At 61.0% G+C, this 15,546-nt stretch carries 13 protein-coding genes; 8 read left to right on the top strand and 5 right to left on the bottom strand.

Annotated features, from left to right (window positions below; all coding sequences use genetic code 11):
- The first annotated feature begins 243 nt into the window (after positions 1-243).
- From galT to gpmA, 5 genes are all read left to right on the top strand, one after another.
- The gene (galT, locus tag ADK28_RS09610; RefSeq protein WP_048795562.1) at positions 244-1,296 is read left to right on the top strand and encodes a galactose-1-phosphate uridylyltransferase; all 1,053 of its coding nucleotides are present in this window, start codon (positions 244-246) and stop codon (positions 1,294-1,296) included.
- Complete coding sequence (gene galK, locus ADK28_RS09605) at positions 1,293-2,444, top strand: galactokinase (RefSeq protein WP_048795561.1); 1,152 nt, start codon at positions 1,293-1,295, stop codon at positions 2,442-2,444. Before galT ends, galK begins: the two co-directional genes overlap by 4 nt.
- Positions 2,438-3,481: a galactose-1-epimerase gene (gene galM, locus ADK28_RS09600; protein WP_048795560.1), complete on the top strand. Its 1,044-nt coding sequence runs from the start codon at positions 2,438-2,440 to the stop codon at positions 3,479-3,481. The genes galK and galM overlap by 7 nt, the downstream gene beginning before the upstream one ends.
- 197 nt (positions 3,482-3,678) lie before the next feature.
- A complete protein-coding gene (locus ADK28_RS09595) occupies positions 3,679-4,026 on the top strand; it encodes a PsiF family protein (RefSeq protein WP_028127665.1) in 348 nt (115 codons plus the stop codon).
- A gap of 216 nt (positions 4,027-4,242) precedes the next feature.
- Positions 4,243-4,995 (top strand): 2,3-diphosphoglycerate-dependent phosphoglycerate mutase, encoded by a 753-nt coding sequence (gene gpmA / locus ADK28_RS09590; RefSeq protein ID WP_016928714.1) that lies wholly within the window; start codon positions 4,243-4,245, stop codon positions 4,993-4,995.
- 46 nt (positions 4,996-5,041) lie between these two features.
- On the opposite strand, the gene ADK28_RS09585 is transcribed toward gpmA, so the two are convergent.
- From ADK28_RS09585 to aroG, 3 genes are all read right to left on the bottom strand, one after another.
- Positions 5,042-6,079, bottom strand: coding sequence for a M48 family metallopeptidase (locus ADK28_RS09585; protein WP_033641063.1), 1,038 nt, complete (start codon positions 6,077-6,079; stop codon positions 5,042-5,044).
- Between the two features lie 7 nt (positions 6,080-6,086).
- A complete protein-coding gene (locus ADK28_RS09580; RefSeq protein ID WP_048795559.1) occupies positions 6,087-7,277 on the bottom strand; it encodes a YjgN family protein in 1,191 nt (396 codons plus the stop codon).
- A gap of 267 nt (positions 7,278-7,544) precedes the next feature.
- Positions 7,545-8,597: a 3-deoxy-7-phosphoheptulonate synthase AroG gene (aroG, locus tag ADK28_RS09575; RefSeq protein ID WP_016928717.1), complete on the bottom strand. Its 1,053-nt coding sequence runs from the start codon at positions 8,595-8,597 to the stop codon at positions 7,545-7,547.
- Between the two features lie 212 nt (positions 8,598-8,809).
- Between aroG and ADK28_RS09570 the strand changes: the two genes are divergently transcribed.
- The 3 genes from ADK28_RS09570 to zitB are packed head-to-tail and all read left to right on the top strand — an operon-like array spanning position 8,810 to position 13,574.
- The gene (locus ADK28_RS09570; RefSeq protein ID WP_028127666.1) at positions 8,810-9,415 is read left to right on the top strand and encodes a response regulator; all 606 of its coding nucleotides are present in this window, start codon (positions 8,810-8,812) and stop codon (positions 9,413-9,415) included.
- The gene (locus tag ADK28_RS09565) at positions 9,412-12,612 is read left to right on the top strand and encodes an ATP-binding protein (RefSeq protein ID WP_048795558.1); all 3,201 of its coding nucleotides are present in this window, start codon (positions 9,412-9,414) and stop codon (positions 12,610-12,612) included. The genes ADK28_RS09570 and ADK28_RS09565 overlap by 4 nt, the downstream gene beginning before the upstream one ends.
- Positions 12,612-13,574 carry a CDF family zinc transporter ZitB gene (zitB, locus tag ADK28_RS09560; RefSeq protein ID WP_028127667.1) on the top strand — a complete coding sequence of 321 codons (963 nt, stop codon included), beginning with the start codon at positions 12,612-12,614 and terminating at the stop codon, positions 13,572-13,574. The genes ADK28_RS09565 and zitB overlap by 1 nt, the downstream gene beginning before the upstream one ends.
- A 35-nt stretch (positions 13,575-13,609) precedes the next feature.
- On the opposite strand, the gene pnuC is transcribed toward zitB, so the two are convergent.
- Positions 13,610-14,335: a nicotinamide riboside transporter PnuC gene (gene pnuC / locus ADK28_RS09555; protein ID WP_016928721.1), complete on the bottom strand. Its 726-nt coding sequence runs from the start codon at positions 14,333-14,335 to the stop codon at positions 13,610-13,612.
- Positions 14,336-14,355: 20 nt separating this feature from the next.
- On the bottom strand, positions 14,356-15,417 hold the full coding sequence (nadA, locus tag ADK28_RS09550; RefSeq protein ID WP_015376982.1) for a quinolinate synthase NadA: 1,062 nt from the start codon (positions 15,415-15,417) through the stop codon (positions 14,356-14,358).
- Positions 15,418-15,546 lie beyond the last annotated feature (129 nt).

Genomic DNA, 15,546 nt, shown 5'->3' with positions numbered 1-15,546 from the left:
GTGAAAACGCTATCACCGGCACTTCACCGCAATGCCCTCAATCACGTTGCCGCCTGCTTTTCTTCGCCCGTCCAGCGCTTTGCAATGAAGTGTAAACGATTCCATTTTTCGCGTTAGATCACCTTTTTACCGCCGCGCGCGTGCTATCTTTCTGCGCAACAGCCTCTCCCTGTTCAGCAACGGGCGTCTCAAGACGGTAATTGGAAGCGATTACACTTTCGTCGGCGCCAAGAAAGGAACCGTATGACGGAATTTAACCCTATCGATCATCCGCACCGCCGCTACAATCCGCTGAGCGGCCAGTGGGTGCTGGTCTCACCGCACCGCGCCAAGCGCCCCTGGCAGGGCCTGCAGGAGGCCGTCCCCACAGAAACGCTGCCGGCGCACGATCCCGACTGTTTCCTGTGCCCGGGCAACGCGCGCGTCACCGGCGATCGCAATCCGGATTATCGCGGCACCTATGTTTTCACCAACGATTTCGCCGCGCTGATGAGCGATACGCCGCCGGCGCCCGACAGCCAGGATCCGCTGATGCGCAGCCAGAGCGCGCGCGGCGTCAGCCGGGTGATCTGCTTCTCTCCCGATCACAGCAAGACCCTGCCCGAACTGACGCTGCCGGCGCTGGAGCAGGTGGTCACCACCTGGCAGGCGCAAACCGAGGAGCTGGGCAAGCACTACCCCTGGGTGCAATTGTTCGAAAACAAAGGCGCGGCGATGGGCTGCTCCAACCCGCACCCGCACGGGCAGGTCTGGGCCAACAGTTTTCTGCCAAACGAGGCCGAGCGCGAAGATCGCCTGCAGCAAGCGTATTTTCGGGAGCACGCCTCCCCGCTGCTGCTGGACTATGTGCAGCGCGAGCTGGCCGCAGGCGAACGCATCGTGGTGAACACCGAACACTGGCTGGCGGTGGTGCCCTACTGGGCCGCCTGGCCGTTTGAAACGCTGCTGCTGCCGAAAACGGCGGTGCAGCGCATCACCGATCTCAGCGCGGCACAAAGCCAAGATCTGGCGCTGGCGCTGAAGAAGCTGACCAGCCGCTACGACAACCTGTTCCAGTGTTCTTTCCCCTATTCGATGGGATGGCACGGCGCGCCGTTCAACGGCGCCGACAACCGACACTGGCAGCTGCACGCCCATTTCTATCCGCCGCTGCTGCGTTCAGCCAGCGTGCGCAAATTTATGGTCGGTTACGAGATGCTGGCGGAAACCCAGCGCGATCTGACCGCCGAACAGGCCGCAGAGCGTCTGCGCGCCGTCAGCGATATTCATTACCGTGAAGCCGGAGCCCAAGCATGAGCCTAAAACCGCTTACCCATTCCCTGTTTACCGAACACTTCGGCTACGCGCCGGCGTTGACCATCCAGGCGCCGGGGCGGGTGAATTTGATCGGCGAGCATACCGATTACAACGACGGCTTCGTGTTGCCCTGCGCCATCGATTACCAAACCGTCATCGCCTGCGCCAAGCGCGACGACCGCCAGATCCGCGTACTGGCCGCCGATTATCAGAATCAGCAGGATCAATTCTCGCTCGACGAGCCGATCGTCAGCCACCCCGATCAGCGCTGGTCCGACTATGTGCGCGGCGTGGTGAAACATCTTCAGCGACGCAACCCCGATTTCGGCGGCGCGGATCTAGTGATCGCCGGCAATGTGCCGCAGGGCGCGGGGCTCAGCTCCTCCGCCGCGCTGGAAGTGGCGGTAGGCCAGGCGCTGCAGGCGCTCTATCAGCTGCCGCTGGACGGCGTGGCGCTGGCGCTGAACGGCCAGGAGGCGGAAAACCAGTTCGTCGGCTGCAACTGCGGCATCATGGACCAGCTGATCTCCGCGCTCGGCCGGCGCGACAGCGCTCTGCTGATCGACTGCCGCTCGCTGGAGACCCGTGCGGTGCCGATGCCGGACAGCGTCGCGGTGGTGATCATCAACTCCAATGTGCAGCGCGGGCTGGTGGACAGCGAGTACAACACCCGCCGCAAACAGTGTGAAGAAGCGGCTCGGTTCTTCGGCGTCAAGGCGCTGCGTGACGTCAGCCCGGAACAGTTTGAAGCACGTCAACATCAGTTGGATCCGTTGGTGGCCAAACGCGCGCGCCATGTCATCAGCGAGAATGCCCGCACGCTGGCGGCGGCCGATGCGCTGGCGGCCGGCGATCTGCAACGCATGGGCCGGCTGATGGCGGAGTCCCACGCCTCGATGCGTGACGACTTCGAAATCACCGTGCCGCCGATCGATCGGTTGGTCGAGATCGTCAAAGCGACGATCGGCCCGCGCGGTGGCGTGCGCATGACCGGCGGCGGCTTTGGCGGCTGCATCGTCGCGCTGATGCCGCAGGATCTCGTGGAGACGGTGCGTGCCGCCGTGGCGCACGAGTATCCGCGGCAAACCGGCGGATTGCAGGAAACCTTCTATGTCTGCCAGGCTTCACAGGGGGCCGGTACATGCTGACGGCAACCACGGCAGCGGCGCCCGATGGGCAGCCTTACCAGCTGACACTGCTGCAAAACGCCGACGGCATGACGGTGACGCTGATGGACTGGGGCGCCACCTGGCTGTCCGCCGTCTTGCCGCTCAAATCCGGTGAAAAACGCGAACTGCTGCTCGGCTGCCGCAGCCCGGCGGACTACCCGTATCAAGGCGCCTATCTGGGCGCCACCGTCGGCCGTTACGCCAACCGCATCGCCAACGCCAGTCTGCCCATCGACGGGAAACCCCATGCGCTGGCCGCCAATCAAGGCGCCCACCAGCTGCACGGCGGCCCCGACGGTTTCCATGCCCGCCGCTGGCGCCGGGTACAGCACGAGGCGCAACAGGTTTGCTATGCGCTGCACTCGGCGGAGGGCGATCAGGGTTTCCCCGGCAATCTCGACGTGCAGGTTTGTTACCGCCTGACCTCGGATAATCGTCTGGAAATCAACTATCTGGCGCAGGTCGATCGCCCCTGCCCGGTCAATCTGACCAACCACGCCTATTTCAATCTGGACGGCGCCGGCACCGACGCCCGCGCCCAACGGCTGCAGCTGTTCGCCGATCGCTACCTGCCCGTCGACGCCGAGGGCATTCCCTGCGCCGATCTGACGGCGGTGGACGGCAGCGGCATGGATTTTCGTCAGCCGAAAACGTTGCTGCAGGATTTCCTGCGCGATCGCGACCAGCAGCGGGTGAAAGGCTACGATCACGCCTTCCTGCTGCAGCGTACCTGTGGGGCGCTGGAGAGCCCGGCGGCGCATTTGTGGTCAGCCGACGGGCAAGTGCAAATGAGCGTGTTCACCGACGCGCCTGCGCTGCAGCTCTACAGCGGCAATTATCTGGCCGGCACGCCGGCGCGCGATGGCGGCAGCTACGCCAACCATGCCGGCGTGGCGCTAGAGAGCGAGTTTTTGCCGGACAGCCCGCACCATCCCGAGTGGCCGCAGCCGGACTGTTGGCTGCAACCGGGGAGCCGCTACCGCAGCGCCACGCATTATCAGTTTTATCCTATCTGACCTGCTACGCCCCTCGCCGTGCGGCCGGGGGCAATTTGTTATAAATGCTTACCTTTTAGCGCCATCCCCCCACCGGCGCCCACCTTCCCTTATTCCAAAGCGCGCACTACACTCAGGCTACCGTGATAAGCACAACGCCTTGTGCAACGTCACCATTTTCGGCCGATGGCGGCCAATCAATAGCTGAAGGAACACCTATGCGTCTGATTACTGCACTTCCATTGCTGGCGGGCTTAATGCTGAGCACCAATCTGATGGCGGCCGACGCGACGACGGCGACGAAAACGCCTTCGCCGGCGCAGGCGGCCCAACAGAAACGCATGACCGATTGCAACCAGCAGGCATCCACCAAGTCGCTGAAAGGCGCCGATCGCTCCACCTTTATGAGCACCTGTCTGAAGTCCGAAGGCGCCGCTGCGTCCGGCAAAACCCTGACGCCGCAGCAGCAGAAAATGAAAAGCTGCAATGCCGACGCCAAGACCAAGGATCTGAAGGGCGACGCGCGTAAAACCTTCATGAGCAACTGCCTGAAAAAATCGGCCTGATTTCCCCTCTGCCACGGCGCGTCCGGAGCGATTCCGACGTGCCGTTTCTCCCCCTTCCGCATCAGCCTGAACGATTCAGCTTTTTCCTTTCGCCAGCCCTTACTTTGCGGCAAGAAATTGGCTATGGTTAGACACTATCGATTGCCGAGCCCCGGCCCGCGGCAATATAATGATTTTCGTTATCATTGAAATGTCAGATTATTAAGGAGTTAAGCTATGGCTGTAACTAAGCTGGTTCTGGTGCGTCACGGCGAAAGCCAGTGGAACCAAGAAAACCGCTTCACCGGTTGGTATGATGTTGATCTGTCCGACAAGGGCCGCACCGAAGCGAAAGCAGCAGGCAAGCTGTTGAAAGAGGAAGGTTTCACTTTTGACTTCGCTTACACCTCCGTACTGAAGCGCGCGATCCACACCCTGTGGAACATCCTCGACGAGCTGGATCAAGCCTGGTTGCCAACCGAAAAATCCTGGAAGCTGAACGAACGTCACTACGGCGCGCTGCAGGGTCTGAACAAAGCGGAAACCGCGGAAAAATACGGCGACGAGCAGGTGAAACAATGGCGTCGCGGCTTCGCGGTGACCCCACCTGAGCTGACCAAAGAAGACGAACGTTACCCTGGCCACGATCCGCGCTACGCCTCGCTTAGCGAGCAAGAGCTGCCGCTGACCGAAAGCCTGGCGCTGACCATCGATCGCGTTATCCCTTACTGGGACGAAGAGATCCTGCCACGCATCAAGAGCGGCGAGCGCGTGATCGTTGCGGCGCACGGCAACTCCCTGCGCGCGCTGGTGAAATACCTGGATAACCTGAGCGAAGATGAAATCCTCGAGCTGAACATCCCAACCGGCGTGCCGTTGGTGTATGAGTTCGACGAGAACTTCAAGCCAACCAAACGTTACTACCTGGGTAACGCCGACGAGATCGCAGCAAAAGCGGCGGCCGTAGCGAACCAGGGTAAAGCGAAGTAATTTCGCCCGTTCACGAAAAAGCCCCCGTTTTTCACCGGGGGCTTTTTTATTGCTGCTGCGCCATCGCCTCGTTCACCGCGTCCAGCCGTTCCTGCATCGCCGGATGGGTGCTGAGCCAGGCAGGCAGCGCCCAGTCATCGGTCTTTTCTCGTTCAGGCGCCTGTGCCAACGCGCGGTAGATCGCCGCCATTTCCGCCAGCGAACGCCCCTGGCGCTGCATTTCCGCTATCGCAAACGCATCCGCCTCACGCTCCATCCCGCGAGAAAACTGCATCTCATTCACGAAGGATGCGGACTGCAGCAGCGTGTCGCCGATGCCGCTGACGTCACCCGTCATCCACATCAGCGTCAACGCCACCAATGACGAACGCACCAACATGCGCATCGGGTGACGATGGGCGTGATGCCCCATCTCATGCAGCATCACCGCCGCCAAGCCATCGTCGTTTTTTGACAAGGTGACCAGGCTATCGCTGAGCACCAGCGTGCCGTCCGGCAGCATAAAGGCGTTCGGCGCACCGGGCGCCGCCATCAGCTTCAGCGAGAGCGGCGTGCGCTCCTGGCGCATGTCGGCCGGCATCACCTGCCGGAACAGCTGCTGCAGCGCCCGTTGCCGCTCGGCCGGCAGTGCGGAGGGCGCGAAGCCGCTCTGGTCCAAGAACGTCTGCGTATGTTCGCCCAGCGTCTGTTCCACCGAGGTGGGGATGCGCATGGCGATCTCGCTGCTCGCCCACGGCAGCACCACGTAAACGTAAGCCACTACCGCCAGCAGCGTCATCAGCAGCGCCAGGGCGACGCCGCGTTTATGGCGCTCCAGGCGATGCACCCACCCCGGCGAACGGCGTTGATAGAACCAGCGGCGAAAGGCCGCGTCGTCGTCAGGCACAAAGCGCCCGCCGCCCTTGAAGGTGAGCGTCAGCGGAATATTGCCTAGCGCGGCAGAAACGGTGATGTCCGTCAGCGGGATGTAACGCTGTTCATCCTGCCGCTGCAACGTCACGCCTTCGCCGCTTTCGTTCACCAGCAGACGAGCCGCCTCACGTGCGGCCCGTCCCGGCAACTGATAAGCGCCTTCAAGGATCATCGGCGCCTCAGAAGTTGCCGCCCAGATCCAGCGCCTGCAGCGCTTCTTCGGCCACCGCGCTGTTGGCGCTTTCCTGATGCGCCGTAATGTCCAGCAGCGCCAGATCGCCTTCAACCGCCGTGCAGGCCGCCAGATAACGGGCATGACGCACTTCCGCCACCGGCGCCGCCAAACCGAGCGAGAACAGGGTAATCAGGGTATTGGTGATCAACAATCCCATATACGGCAGCGTTTTCATTGAGGAATGCAGCTTGATGTCGCCGTTCAGCCTTGCCTGGTTAAACAGATAGTTGCGCTGGGCAACGACCTGGTAGCTGCTGGCCACCAGCGCGCCGATCAACAGCACCACCATCATCAGCAGAAGGCTGCTGATATTGTCCAGCACCAGCACATCAATGGCTTCATTGGTCAACATGCCCATCAACACCATCTGATAGAGAGTAAAGAAGAACGAACCGATGCACACCAACGCGACCAACATGAATGGCAGGAATATGAGCAGGCCGATCAAGGCAAATTTGATAAAGGCCGATTTCTTCAGTTCGGCAATAAACGGTGTGCGCCCGAAGAACAGGTTATTAACGTACAAATCATGCTGCAGTGCGCTAATAATGCCGTTTACCGCCGCAAATGCCGGCACGGCCAAAATCAGCGTCAGCACCAGCATAAAAGCGATGGCGTTGATGCTGCCAAGACCGCTGCCAATGCCGAGCAAGATGATCAGACCGACATACAGCCCGATAATCAGCAATAACGGGCAGAACAGTAAAGCCCAATAGGCACGCCCGGTGCGGCAGACATAATTAAAACGCACGCCGCGATAGCTCGACATAATCGCATTGTAGCGCCAGCTGCGAATAACGATCCACGGCAGCAGGGCAAGCAACACCAGCAAAGCCAGCAGCCCCAACAGGGGCGTTATCGCCAGCAAGATATAAAACACGATGATGCCGCCGATCACCAACAGCCGCCCTTTCAGAATTTGCAGCGGTTGTGCATGGTAGTCGAAACGATCGCCGTCCAATTCCGTGTTGCCGTAAAAATAGCGGCGACGGCGCACCGTCGCCCAGGCGGAATAGATGCCCAGGGTCAGGACGGTCAATAATGCATTGACTAACCAAATAGCGAAGTACTCACCACCTTTCCCATGGAATTTAATCCGGTGCAGCCCCAGCGGCTGCGAGGTATTGTTTGTCATAATTCTTTCATCCTGAAAGGAATAAGGTCATACCACTCCCCACTTATTAGGCCTGCGGGGTTTATGGAATAAAAAAAGCGTCTTATATAAGCACAATGCCGCGAGTAGTGACAATTATTCTTTTCTTAAATAGGAATAATGCGAAGAGGGTCGCTTAAGGACTTAATTGGCCTATTAACTGTAAGCCTTAAAGTCGTGGAATATAGAGAAGTGTAATGGCAAGGATAAAACAAGGGCCCGCTATCGGGCCCTTGTCATTGTTTGCGGTTATCCGCGGCGCGCTTTCACCGCCGCCGCCAGATCGCGCAGCACGGTTTCGGTGTCCTGCCAGCCGATGCAGCCGTCGGTCACGCTCTTGCCGTAAACCAGCGGTTCGCCGCTTTCGAGGTTCTGGTTGCCTTCCACCAGGTGACTTTCGATCATCACGCCGATGATCGCTTTTTCACCGCCGCTAATCTGCCCGCACACGTCAGCGCTCACGTCCATCTGCTTTTTGAACTGTTTGCTGCTGTTGGCGTGGCTGAAGTCGATCATCACCTGCGCAGGCAGCCCGGCTTTGCTCAGGCCGGCTTTGACGTCCTTCACGTGCGCCGCGCTGTAGTTCGGCTCTTTGCCGCCGCGCAGAATAATGTGGCAGTCGCCGTTGCCGCTGGTGTTAACGATCGCCGAGTGGCCCCACTTGGTCACCGACAGGAAGCAGTGCGGCGCGCCGGCGGCGTTGATGGCGTCGATCGCCACCTTGATGGTGCCGTCGGTGCCATTCTTGAAACCGACCGGGCACGAGAGGCCGGAGGCCAGCTCGCGGTGCACCTGCGATTCCGTGGTGCGCGCGCCGATGGCGCCCCAGCTCATCAGATCCGCCAGGTACTGCGGCGTGATCATGTCGAGGAATTCGCCGGCGGCCGGCAGACCGCTGTCGTTGATCTCCACCAGCAGTTTGCGCGCCAGGCGCAGGCCGTCGTTGATGTTGAAGCTGTTATCCATCTGCGGATCGTTGATCAGGCCTTTCCAGCCCACGGTGGTGCGCGGTTTTTCGAAGTATACGCGCATCACCACTTCCAGCTCGCCGCTCAGTTCTTCACGCAGCGCCAGCAGGCGCCCCGCGTACTCTTTGGCGGCTTGGGTATCGTGGATGGAGCAAGGGCCAATCACCACCAGCAGGCGATCGTCGCTGCCGCGGAGGATATTGTGAATCGCGCTGCGGGCCTGGGACACCGTCTTTGCCGCGCGTTCGGTAGCCGGGAATTTCTCCAGCAGAGCCACCGGCGGCAGGAGTTCCTTAATATCATTAATGCGTAAATCGTCGTTTTGGTAATTCATAGCTTTTCCATTCGGTATCGAGGGGTATTTCGCAGTGCGTAACGGTGTAGATCCCAACAATCTAGCCTGTGGGAATGACGCTGTAAATCACCTTTGCCCCCCTCCGCTGGAACCGCCAAATTAACAGCAGATTGTGCTGTTTCATCAGGGGAGCGCAGAGCCTCCTTTTTCGCTATGCTAGCGATCGGAATATACAGCGACCCGAGTTGAACATGCCTTCTCTGTTATTAGTTGATGACCACCCGGTGGTTCATGTCGCACTGGAAGCGGCGCTAATGAAATCATCCCGCCCCTACCGCCTGCAGGCGGCGCAGGACGACGTCCAGGCGTTGGCTCTGCTGGCCGAGGCCGCTTTCGGCCTGGTGATCCTGGATATCGGCCTGCCGCAGGTCGATGGGCTGCAGCTGTTGAAAAAAATCCGCCGCCGCTACCCGCAACAAAAGATCCTGATCTATACCGCGCAAGAGGCCGATGTCTATGCGCGCATGGCGCATGCCGCCGGCGCCGACGGTTTCGTCAATAAAGGCAGCTCGCTGGCGGAGTTGGTGCTGGCGATCGAGCAGGTGCTGGACGGTGAAGCCAGTTTCCCCGCCGCCGCGCTGGCCGAAGAAGCGCCGACGGCGGACGGCGGGCTGCTCACGCCCAAGGAGCTCGAGGTGCTGGGTTTGCTGAGCCAGGGGCTGTCCAACCTGCAGATCGCCGACCGGCTGCACATCAGCAACAAGACCGTCAGCACGCACAAGAAAAACATCCAGCGCAAAACCGGCGCCGGTAATCTGCTGGAGCTGGTGGCGGTATTTAAAGAGCTGGCGCCATGATGCGCCGCGCCCTGCTGCTGCTGATCCTGTGGTGCGGCCTGGCGCAGGCGGGGGAGCCGGTGCGCTATCAGCTGGTCAGCAATCTGAATACCCCCGAGAACATGCTGATCGTCGGCGAGAAAAACCCCTGGCGCGACCACACGCTGCGCGTCGGCATCATCAGTGAGAACACCAGCCCATACAACATCATTGTGGATGACGATCTGTATGGGCTGAACGCCGACTACCTCGGCTATATCCAGCAGGTAACCGGCATTCGCTTCGCCATTTACGGCTTCGCCGATCTGACGCAGCTGGAGCAGGCGCTGCACGACGGCAAAATCGATCTGCTGTATGGCATCCCGCAAAGTGAAGCGCTGCACGGATTGGCGATCTCTCAGCCCTATTACGTCAGCAACCTGCGCGTATTGCGCGACCGCAGCAACGATCGGCCGGTGATGCTCAACTCCGCCAATGCCCGCGTCGCGATCGGCGCGCTGACCGACATGCAGTCCGGCGGCGCCCTGCAGGCGGTGGCGTCGCAGATCCAGCGCTACGACAACAACCTGCAGGCGGTCTATTCGCTGCTCAACGGCAGCAGCGACTACTTTATCGCCGACGAGGCCAGCGCCAGCTTTATCATCGACCAGTTGCAGCTCGGCCAGCTCTATCAGATTGAAAGCAACGAGAACCTGGGCAACCTGTCCTTCGTGTTCGCCGCCGCCGACCCGCGGCTGATAGATACGCTGGACACCGCCATCGCCGACGCGCCGATGGAGCTGATGAATGCCCTGCAGAGCCGCTGGAGCAAAAAGATCCCCAGCTACCTCGATACCGGCAATGCCGATCTGACGACGATGGAGAAGAATTGGGTGGCGAGCCACCGCGTGGTTTACTACGCCGCCATCGAGAACAATTTCCCGTTCGCCTACCGCGGCTCCGACGGCCAGCCGCGCGGCTACGCCATCGATATTCTCAACATCATCGCGCAAAACACCGGGCTGCGTTTCGCGCCGCTGTGGGCGCGCAACGCCGAGCAGGCCGATCAGCTGGTGCAATCCGGCCAGGCCAGCTTCCGCGCCGCCCTGCCGCTGGCGCGCGGCGTCAAGGCGCGCTACAGCGCCAGCATGCCGATCCACCGTTCGCTGTGGGGCGTTTACGTCGGCCAGTATGCCAACGGCGTCTCGACCTGGGGCGATCTGGCCGGCAAGCGCATCGGCGTGCTGCAGGGCGATTTGGCGCAGGGGCTGGTGCCGGAACAGGAACAGACCGTCAGCTTCGCCGACAGCAAGTCGATGTACGACGCGCTGGCCAACGGCCAGCTGGATGCGCTGGTGGATAACGTCATCTCCGCCAACTTTTTGGCGCTGTCGCGCTATTCCGGCGCCATCAAGCTGGCCTTCGCCGCCAACAACATCCCCTATCCGGTGGCTTTCGGCGTGCGCCGCGATCAGCCGCTGCTGCTGGCGATCCTCGATAAGAACCTGATGCAGATCCCGGCGGATACCCTGCAATCGCTGCGCGACGAGTGGATCGTCGATCGCAGCAACCTGATCGACGCGGTGAACGACAACCGCATGCCGCCGCAGACCACCTGGCTGCTGGCGCTGTTGGCCTCCGCTACCGTGCTGCTGTTGGCGCTGACGCTGCGCCGTTTCATGCTGCAGCGCCGTGAAAAACGCGAACGCGAAGAGCTCGAGCAGGCGCGCCGCCGCGCCGAAGCGGAAAATCGCATGAAGAGCAAATTCCTCGCCACCGTCAGCCATGAACTGCGCACGCCGATGCACGCCATCCTCGGCCTGCTGGAACTGGAGCTCAAACGCCAACCTGCGCCGGAAGGCCTGCCGGTGATTTACAGTTCGGCCTCATCGCTGCTCAACCTGCTCAACGACCTGCAGGATCACGCGCGGCTGGAAACCGGGTCGTTGACGTTGGCGCCAAAACCGGTGGCGCTGCGCCCCTGGGTCGCGCGCATCGACGCCCTTTACCGACCGCTGATCGGCGATCGGCCGTTGACGCTGAGCGTGGTGGCGGATCCGGCGCTGCCGGAGGCGGTGATTATTGATGGTGAGCGTTTACTTCAGGTGGCTAACAACCTGATAAACAACGCGATAAAGTTCACGCCGCGCGGCGCCATTCAGGTCGAAGTCGGCTGGCGCGCGCAGGATGAGCGGCAGGGGGAATTGCATCTGACGGTGAACGACAGCGGCTGCGGCATCGCCGCCGATGAGGTGGGCAAGCTGTTTCAACCGTTTTACCGCGCGCGCGGCGCGCAACGCATCTCGGTGCAAGGAACCGGTTTGGGCCTGTCGATCTGCAAAGAAATCGTCGAACAGATGGGCGGCCGCATCGCGTTGCACTCGCAGCCGGGCGTCGGTACACGCGTCGAGGTCGCGATACCGGTCGAGCTGAGCGGCTCGCCGCCGGCTGTCGCCCCGGCAGAACGTAGCTTTGATCTGCCGTCTTCCGCCATGCGTACCGCGCTGATCGACGATCATCCCACCAATCTGTTGCTGCTGGAACGCCAGCTGCGCCACTTCGGGCTGCAGCCGGCCCGCTTTGAACAAGGCTATGCGCTGCTGCAGGCCCAGCGCCGGCAGCCGTTCGATCTGCTGTTTATCGACTATAACATGCCGCGCCCGGACGGACTGACGCTGGCCAGGCTGATCCGGCGCGACGAACAGCGGCTGCAGCGCCCGCCTTGCCGCATCGTGCTCTGCTCGGCAGACGTGCAGGAGTTTACCCGCATCCCGCCGGGCCTGGTGGCGATCGACCACTTCCTGACCAAGCCGATTTCACTGGCGGCAATCGGCCAGGTATTGGCTCAGCAACCGCAGGCTCAGGAAGAAAAGTCAGTCCTTACTGACCTACGGCAAACGCTGGCTGAGATGGCGGGCGGCGATCGCGCCATGATGCAGCGGCTGGCGCAGACGCTCAACGACACGCTGCGGCAAGACCGGCAGCGGCTCGCGGATGCCGTCGTCGCGAGCGACTGGTCACGCCTGGAACAGGCGGCGCACCGCATCAAGGGCAGCCTGCTGATGCTGCAGTTGCCGGAAGCCGCGCGGTTGTGCCAGCAACTGGTGGAAACCGCACGTCGGGGCGAACTTGCCGCCGCCGCTTATACTAAATTAAAGGCGTCAGTGGCGCAGATAGAACCGGAGCTGGACGCTCTGCTCGCCGCCGCCCCCACTTTCGCTATGCATAAGGATGAATAATGTCGGACACTCCACACGTACACCTGCCGAAAGACAGTAATAGTAAACGCCTACTGACCGCTTTTTTAGTCACCGCCGTCTTTATGGTGGCCGAAGTGGCCGGCGGCCTGTTGTCCGGCTCGCTGGCGCTGTTGGCCGACGCCGGGCACATGCTGACCGATGCCGCCGCGCTGTTGGTGGCGCTGATGGCGGTGCACTTTTCCCAGCGCAAGCCCAACGCGCGCCACACCTTCGGCTATCTGCGCCTGACCACCCTGGCGGCCTTCCTCAACGCCGCGGCGCTACTGGTGATCGTGGTATTCATCCTGTGGGAGGCGATACGGCGTTTCTTCGAACCACAGCCGGTGATGGGTACTCCGATGCTGATCATCGCCATAGCGGGGCTGCTGGCGAACCTGTTCGCCTTCTGGCTGCTGCATCGCGGCAGCGAAGAGAAAAATATCAACGTGAGGGCGGCCGCGCTGCATGTGCTGGGCGACCTGCTCGGCTCGGTGGGCGCCATCGTCGCCGCCATCGTCATTCTCGCCACCGGCTGGACGCCGATTGACCCGATCCTGTCGGTGCTGGTCTCCTGTCTGGTGCTGCGCAGCGCCTGGCGGCTGCTGAAGGAGAGCTTCCACGAGCTGCTGGAAGGCACGCCGCAGGAGGTCGACATCGCCAAGCTGCAAAAAGACCTGTGCCTGAACATCCCGGAAGTGCGCAATATCCACCACGTACACGTCTGGCAGATCGGCGAACAGAAGCTGATGACGCTGCATGCGCAGGTGATCCCGCCGCATGACCACGATGGGCTGTTGCAACGTATCCAGGCTTATCTGTTGGAACACTACAAGATCGGCCACGTGACCATCCAGATGGAGTACCGGCACTGCGAGACGCCGGACTGCGGTATCAACCGGGCGCCGGAGCCGAGTGAACACTCACATGCCGAAGCGCATTCCCATCTGGGACATCACCACTAAGCCACGAGGGCGCCATCACGGCGCCCTCTGCGTTGTTACGGTGCGGAAGAGAGCGGATTGGAACGGTTGCGCCCGGCGCTCTTGATCCACAGCCAGGAGCCGTTCAGGGCGATCAGCGTCAGAATGACATACTCCAGCGCCATCGCGTACACGCCCTGGTAGGCGAAGATCGCCACGCTGATGACATCGATAACCACCCACAGCAGCCAGTTTTCCACGTACTTGCGCGTCATCAGGATCATCGCCACGATGGAGAGCACCATCATCGCCGAATCCCAGAACGGGAACGCGTCCGGCTGCAGCGTCGGCATCTGCACGTTCAGCCCCAGCCCTTGCATCACCGCCACCGCAATCTGCGTCAGCCAGGCGAACACGCGGTCGATGTTGAAGGTCATCAGGCCGATGCCGATGACGCAAACCGCCGCCCAGGCCAACGCTTTCGGCAGCGGCAGCCAGCGGATCTGCAGCTCGGCCTGGTTATCCTGGGTTTGGCGGCTCCAGGCATACCAACCGTAAATATTGGCGCCGAAGAAAAACAGCTGCAGCAGCAGGCTGGCGTACAGCTGGATCTGGAAGAAAATCACCGCGAACAGCGTGACGTTGATCAGGCCGAACAGGTAGTTGATGATTTTTTCCTTGCTAGCGTACCAGATGCACAGCAACCCGAACAGTGTGCCGATGGCTTCGATCCACGACAGATCGTAACCGCCCGCGCCAAGCGGAATATGCACCAGAATATTGCTGGTACTGAAGAAGCTCATGAGGTCATCCTTTTAAACGGTTAAGCGTTGCCTTTAACCTGCATCTTAAGCTGAGCGGCGAAATCCAGCATGCGGTTCAGCGGCACCAGCGCCTTTTCACGCAGCGCGGCGTCCACGTGGATCTCATGCTGCGCGCCCCCCTGCTCCAGCCCTTCGGCAATCGCCTTCAGGCCATTCATCGCCATCCACGGGCAATGCGCGCAGCTGCGACAGGTCGCGCCTTCCCCGGCGGTCGGCGCTTCGAACAGCTCCTTGTCCGGACAAGCCTGCTGCATCTTGTAAAAGATACCGCGATCGGTGGCGACGATCAGCTGTTGATGCGGCAATGTTTTCGCCGCCTGAATCAGTTGGCTGGTCGATCCCACCGCATCCGCCAGCTCGACCACCGCCTGAGGCGATTCGGGATGCACCAGGATGGCCGCCTGCGGATAGAGCGCCTTCATGCGCCGCAGCGCCTGGGTCTTAAACTCGTCATGGACAATGCAGGCGCCTTGCCAACACAACACGTCAGCGCCGGTCTGCTTCTGCACGTAGCTGCCGAGATGACGATCCGGCGCCCAGATAATTTTCTCGCCCAGGCTATCCAGATGCTCGATCAGTTCGACGGCGATGCTGGAGGTCACCACCCAGTCAGCGCGCGCTTTGACCGCCGCCGAGGTATTCGCATAGACCACCACGGTGCGATCGGGATGGCTGTCGCAAAACGCATGAAATTCCTCTTCCGGGCAGCCCAGATCCAGCGAACATTCGGCAAACAGCGTCGGCATCAGCACCTGCTTTTCCGGGCTGAGGATCTTGGCGGTTTCCCCCATGAAACGCACGCCGGCCACCAACAGCGTGGAAGCCGGATGCGCGCTGCCGAAGCGCGCCATTTCCAGCGAATCCGCCACGCAGCCGCCGGTTTCTTCCGCCAGCGCCTGGATTTCCGGATCGGTATAATAGTGGGCGACCATCACCGCGTTGCGCTGCTTGAGCAGGGTTTTGATCTTTTCGCGATAAAAGGCTTTTTCGGCTACGTCCAGCGGTACCGGTTTAGGCGGGAAGGGATACACCGCCGCATTGACATCAAACATTTCACTCATCGCTGCAATCTCATGCTAGGCTGGGCGCCTGCCGCTTGAATATTGCCTGCCGCAACGCCCTTCGTTTTATATACTAAACAAAATACCTAAATCAGCGCGAAAAGTCCGCTGATATTTTCAATTTTGCGC

This window comes from Serratia sp. 506_PEND (genome assembly GCF_001076875.1).
In the GTDB taxonomy this organism is placed as follows: Bacteria; Pseudomonadota; Gammaproteobacteria; order Enterobacterales; family Enterobacteriaceae; genus Serratia; species Serratia marcescens.
Note: the sequence above shows the minus strand (reverse complement) of the source record. Positions and strands in the feature narration are given on the sequence as shown.